Here is a 6007-nt window from a genome sequence, read left to right as displayed (position 1 = left end):
AGAAATCACTTCTTGCTGCATTAATGGTTGCTGGTTATGCGGTAAATACTCAAGCAGCTGTTACAGGACAAGTTGATGTTAAGTTGAATGTTTCAACAGGTTGTACAGTAGGTGGGAGTACAGTTGATGGAAATATGAACAAGTTTGGTACTTTAGACTTCGGTAAAACTTCTGGTACTTGGAACAACGTTTTGACAGCGGAAGTTGCTTCAGCGGCTGGTGGCGGTGATATTACAGTAACTTGTGATGGTACTGATCCTGTTGATTTTACAGTCGCAATTGATGGTGGTGAACGTACAGATCGTAGTTTGAAAAATACTGCATCTGCTGATTTAGTTGCCTATAACGTTTACCGCGATGCAGCACGTACAAACCTTTACGCTATTAATCAGCCTCAACAGTTTAGTGCTGTAGGTGGGGAAGCTACAGCTGTACCAGTTTTCGGTGCAATTGCTCCAAATACAGGTACAGCCAAAACACAAGGTGATTATACCGATACTCTATTAGTGACAGTAAATTTCTAAATTATAAAGAAATGATTAATTGAGTAGCAGGTTTACTCGTTATTGGGTAAGCCTGTTTTTAAAGGAGGGGGGATGGTTATTAATCGTTTTTTTGCATTTATATCTTTCAGTTTTTTTATTTGTTCAGTTAATGCTGGTGAAATTGAAGCAAAACTATCTACACAAATTGAATTATTACCTTCTTGTTCTATAAATGATCAGATTGTAGAGGGGAATACTGCAAATTTAAATTTTGGTAGTGTTGATTTTGGTGAGGTAACTTCTGCTTTTAGTGGCATATTAGATGTAAGCTTAATTAATAATGGAAATTCAGGTTTTCAAATTCAATGTTCTGGCATTTCTACAGTGAAAATTATTTTTGGTGCAGGAAATAATGACAATAATGTTCCATCATCATTTTCACAGAACTATTATCATGCATTAACTAATGGTACAGATTTTGTGGCCTATAATTTATTGTATGGATTAAATAAGCAAGTTATTAAAGCAAATGACACTTTTGTTCTTGATGATATGAGTGTTAAAAAAAATATAGATATTTTTGGGCAAGCTATAAATGATGGTAATCGTATTTCCAAAGGGGAATATAAAGATATAGTGCCAATTACTATTGAGTTTTAAGAATATGAAATATTATTGGTTAACTGGATTTATTTTAGTTTTTTATAGTCAACTTCAATATGCAGCAAGTCCAGAAACTTCATCTAGTTTTAAAGTTCAAGCAACAATTGAAAATGGCTGTTCAATTGATAATGTTGAACAGAAAATAGATTTTGGTCAACATTCAAATTTGTCTAAAGATAAGATTGTTGCAAGTATTATTAATGCAGCTTCTACTTGGAGTATTCGCTGTACTGAAGATTTACCTATTAGTATCTCATTAGATGGTGGTGAAAATCTAGAAAATAATAGTAGACGTATGAAAAATAGTTCATATTCTGATTATGTTGATTATAAATTATATAACTCTAGTAGTTTAACTACCGAATATATAGCCGGTAATAAATTTTCGTTACCTGTTACAACAGCAACTAACAATCTGGCAAATTTTGAGATATATGGTGTGGTTGATTTAGAAAATAATAATGAATCACGATCAGCCGGAATTTATAAAGATACTGTTTCAATAATGATTACTTGGTGATTTGTATGAAAAATTCAGCATTTATTAAAAATGGCATTTTAAAATCTTTTTTATTTGCAAGTACATTATCACTTGTTACGCCAGTCATGGCTCAAGCAACTTTTTTAATTTGGCCAATTTATCCCAAAATTGAAGCAAATGAAAAAGCGACTGCGGTCTGGCTCCAAAATACTGGAAAGTCAGATGCTATGGTTCAGATTCGTGTTTTTAAATGGAATCAAGATGGCTTAAAGGATAACTATGGTGAGCAATTAGAAATTATACCAAGTCCACCTGTGGCAAAAATAAAAGCAGGTGAGAAGCACATGTTGCGTCTAACCAAAAGTGCTAATTTGCCAGATGGTAAAGAGCAATCATATCGTTTGATTGTTGATGAGTTACCTATCCGCCTTTCTGATGGAAGTGAGCAAGATGCGTCTAAAGTAAATTTTCAAATGCGTTATTCAATTCCATTATTTGCCTATGGGAAAGGCCTGGGTAGTGGTTTGACGGAAGAAAGTCAAAAAATTAATGCAAAAAATGCCTTAGCAAAACCAGTCTTACAGTGGTCGGTTCATAATGGTGAACACGGTCAATCAGAATTATATCTTAAAAATAGTGGTCAGAAATTTGCCCGACTTTCGGCAGTTAAAACGTCAAAGACTGCAAATAACATTGCTTTAGGTAAGGCAGCTTTTGGCTATGTTTTATCAAATAGCACTGTAAAATTTGCAATTGATAAGTCAACTGCTAATGAATTATTAAAAAGTTCTACTTTATATGGTGTTGATAGCTCAGGTGTAAAACAAGAGTTAATTGAAATCACAAAAATGGAGGATCCATCATGATCCTTCAGCATAATACCTTGTGCAAAAGTATTTTGTTGGTTTTATTGGCTGGTGGTTGTTTAAGTGTTCCCAAGATAGTGTTTGCTGAAGATTTACCACCACCACCAAAGAACATAAATGATATTAACCAATTGTTTAAATTGTATTTAGACTTGGTTGTGAATAAATACGCTATTCAGCAAGTGGTCCCAGTCATTGTTAAGAATGACGAATATTTTATACAAAAAAAGAAGTTGGTTGATGAGCTGGAAATTAGTATTCCAGAAGAAATGCTGTCTTCAAGTAGTGAAACAGTATTAACAGATAAAGATATTTTAACTTTAGGGTTTAGTGGAGATGCAGCGGACTGGATTTCTTTAGATCGTTTGAAAGATGTGAGTTATGAATATAATTCATCAAATCAATATTTTCAGTTAAACATTCCACCCGCTTGGATGCCAACACAAATATTGGGTAAAGACTCATGGTATAAACCAGAAACAGCCCAGTCAGGAATTGGCTTGCTGAATAACTATGACTTTTATACATATAGACCCTCTCAAGGTGGGTCAACGAGTAGTTTGTTTACTGAGCAACGTTTTTTTTCTCCATTAGGTGTGATTAAGAACTCTGGTGTCTATGTAAAGAATCAATTTAAAAATGAAGAGGGCATAGAGTCATTTAATAACGACGGTTATCGACGTTATGACACATCTTGGCAATTTGATAGCCAAAAGAGCGCAACATCGTTCTTATTTGGAGACATTATTACCGGTAATAAAACGACTTGGGGCAGTTCTGTTAGATTGGGCGGATTTCAGGTTCAACGAAACTACTCAACTCGCCCCGATTTAATTACCTATCCATTGCCTCAATTTATAGGCCAAGCCGCCTTGCCGAGCACTGTAGATTTAATTATTAATGGGCAGAAGGCAAGTTCAACAGATGTACAATCTGGTCCATTTATTTTAAACAATGTTCCCTTTATTAATGGTAAGGGCGAAGCAGTTGTGGTTACAACTGATGCAGTAGGACGTCAAGTGACTACAGCTGTGCCATTTTATATTTCTAATACGTTGTTAAAACCTGGCTTATTTGACTATTCATTGTCTTTAGGAAACATTCGTGAAGATTATGGTCTTAAGAACTTTTCGTATGGAAAGTTTGCAAGTGCTGCCGATGCCCGTTATGGGGTAAATGATTGGTTTACAGTAGAGGGGCGGACGGAGCTTTCATCGGACTTACAATTATTGGGTGCAGGGTCTGTTTTAAAGCTAGCAAACTTAGGTGTATTAAGTGCTTCTTTTACGCAAAGTAGAGCCGATAAATCTATGGCTCAAGATCAAGTTAAAGATCTTGACGGAAAGCAATATACGATTGGCTATAGTTATAACCGTAATCGATTTGGTTTCAGTATTAATCATAATCAGCGTGATGACGAATATACTGATCTTTCAAGAATGCAATATAGTAATTTAATTTCAGTAAATAGTAATAAAAGCCTAACGGCAAATACTTATTTTGCAACAAGAAAATCAGGTACATTTGGAGTCGGTTATATTAATACTGAAGCAAATGACTTTAAAAATGAATTATTAAATTTGTCATGGGCACCGATTTTACCGACCTATATGAATGGGGTAACTGTTTCATTAAGTGCAAACCGAGATTTTGTTGAGAAAGAATGGAGTGCTGCATTTCAGCTTTCTGTACCTTTATTCCAGCGTAAGTCTAGTGTAAACACAGGCTATTCATTTAATGATCATGGCGATTATGGTTATATTAACTTTAATCACTCTGTACCATCCGAAGGTGGCTTTGGAGTCGATTTAACTCGACGCTTTAATGAAAATAGTGAAGATTTAAATCAGGCACGAGTAAATTACCGAAATAATTATATTAATACTGATTTCGGATTATCTGGAAATCATGATTATAACTATTGGTTTGGTTTATCTGGCTCTTTGGTATATATGTCAGGAGATCTGTTCGCATCGAATCGTTTAGGTGAGTCTTTTGCGTTAGTTGATACCAACAAAGTAGCAGATGTTTTAGTCAAATATGAAAACAGTTTAATTGGTCGTAGTAATAAAAAGGGCCATATTTTTGTGCCTTCAGTCACACCTTACTATTCGGGTAAATATAGTGTTGATCCGATTGATTTACCTTCGAACTTTACAATTACTCAAGTTGAACAACGTATTGCTGCTAAACGTGGTTCAGGCGTTGTTATTAAGTTCCCAGTTCAAGAATCAATTGCTGCAAATGTTTATCTCACTCAAGAAAATGGCAAACCAATCTCTGTAGGTTCTGTGGTTCATAGAGATGACCAAGAATCTTCTTATGTGGGAATGGATGGCATTGTTTATCTAGAGAATTTAAAAGCCAATAACACCATTACCGTTCAGCATTCAGATCAGTCAATCTGCAAAGCAGATTTCACTGTTGATGTAGAGCAGGCGAAACAACAAATTGTGGTAGTTAAACCTGTTATTTGCCATGAGGTATCTTTACCATGAAAATTAAAGTCAAAAAATTAATTAGTCATTTATTTATATTTTCTGGATTAATGGCAGCCGGAAATTTAGCACATGCTTCATGTAGTGTAAGCGCTTCAGGTACATCATCAATTTCGGTTCCTTCAATTTATTTGATGGAAAATGGTGAAAATTCTTCGCAATTTAATTCAGGTTTGTCGTGTACTGGCTTTAGTTTAGCTTTAGCAAACATGACTTACCTAAAATATCGCGTAGATCAAATGCCAAATACATTCACTAATGCTCAAACTGGAGAACAACTGAATGCCATTATTTTAGACAGCGGCAATTCAGTCATTAGTCTAGGCCAAGAAAAAGATATGAGTAGTTTTACACTGGTTAACCTCTTTAGTGGTCCAGATGGAAATTTACCTTTTTATATACGGTTACCAGCTGGACAAAGTGTATCGCCAGGTGTGTATCGAGCTGATACTTCTTTAAAAGTAAAATGGTTTTATTCTGTCCCAGCAATTGCTGTTGCTGGGATTGGACTTTTCTTTGAAAGCCCTGGATTTTCACGGGGGGTATTAGGTCTTGGTTTTAACTGGGGAAGTGGCGTAGATTCACTTGGCTCATTATCTGTTACGGTTCTTCCAGACTGCCGAATTTTAACTCAAGATGTTAACTTCGGTACGGCTGCGTTTGCATCGAAGCTTGAACCTGTACAGTCTTCTATGGGAATTCGATGTTCTTTAAAGACCCCATATTACGTCAGTCTAAATAATGGTTTATCGCCACAAAATGGTGACCAACGAGCGATGAAGTCTCAATCGGGCAATGTATTTTTAAAATATGATATTTTTAAAAACTCATCTAATGATCGGTGGGGAAGTGGTAGTGAACGTTGGTCGAGTTTAAATGCGACTATTAATCCGGGTGTGCATGATGCGGTCACGCAGCAGAACTATGTTTTTACTACCAAAATTACTGATGAAAATGCAGATACTACCCCTGCGGGAGTTTATCAAGACACCGTAACGGTACAAGTCGAATTTT

Annotated in this window: 6 protein-coding genes; all 6 read left to right on the top strand. The window is 35.5% G+C overall.

All coding sequences use genetic code 11. The features are described 5' to 3' along the window. Nucleotides 1-524, top strand: a 524-nt coding sequence (locus RMB13_RS00430; protein WP_311084097.1) for a spore coat protein U domain-containing protein, incomplete at its 5' end; no start/stop codon positions are given. 72 nt (nucleotides 525-596) lie between these two features. Beyond that, the gene (locus tag RMB13_RS00425; protein WP_311084096.1) at nucleotides 597-1145 is read left to right on the top strand and encodes a spore coat protein U domain-containing protein; all 549 of its coding nucleotides are present in this window, start codon (nucleotides 597-599) and stop codon (nucleotides 1143-1145) included. A gap of 4 nt (nucleotides 1146-1149) precedes the next feature. Beyond that, nucleotides 1150-1668, top strand: coding sequence for a spore coat U domain-containing protein (locus tag RMB13_RS00420; RefSeq protein WP_311084095.1), 519 nt, complete (start codon nucleotides 1150-1152; stop codon nucleotides 1666-1668). Next, nucleotides 1662-2495, top strand: a complete 834-nt coding sequence (locus RMB13_RS00415; RefSeq protein WP_311084094.1) for a fimbria/pilus periplasmic chaperone — start codon at nucleotides 1662-1664, stop codon at nucleotides 2493-2495. The genes RMB13_RS00420 and RMB13_RS00415 overlap by 7 nt, the downstream gene beginning before the upstream one ends. Further along, nucleotides 2492-4993 carry a fimbria/pilus outer membrane usher protein gene (locus RMB13_RS00410; protein ID WP_311073104.1) on the top strand — a complete coding sequence of 834 codons (2502 nt, stop codon included), beginning with the start codon at nucleotides 2492-2494 and terminating at the stop codon, nucleotides 4991-4993. Before RMB13_RS00415 ends, RMB13_RS00410 begins: the two co-directional genes overlap by 4 nt. Beyond that, a partial coding sequence (locus RMB13_RS00405) for a spore coat protein U domain-containing protein (RefSeq protein ID WP_281831194.1) occupies nucleotides 4990-6007 on the top strand: 1018 nt, incomplete at its 3' end. The genes RMB13_RS00410 and RMB13_RS00405, both read left to right, overlap by 4 nt.

Origin of the sequence: Acinetobacter sp. V102_4 (assembly GCF_031799005.1) — a bacterium.
Classification (GTDB): Bacteria; Pseudomonadota; Gammaproteobacteria; order Pseudomonadales; family Moraxellaceae; genus Acinetobacter; species Acinetobacter calcoaceticus.
The sequence above is the reverse complement of the archived record's forward strand: the minus strand, read 5'-3'. Positions and strand labels throughout refer to the sequence as shown.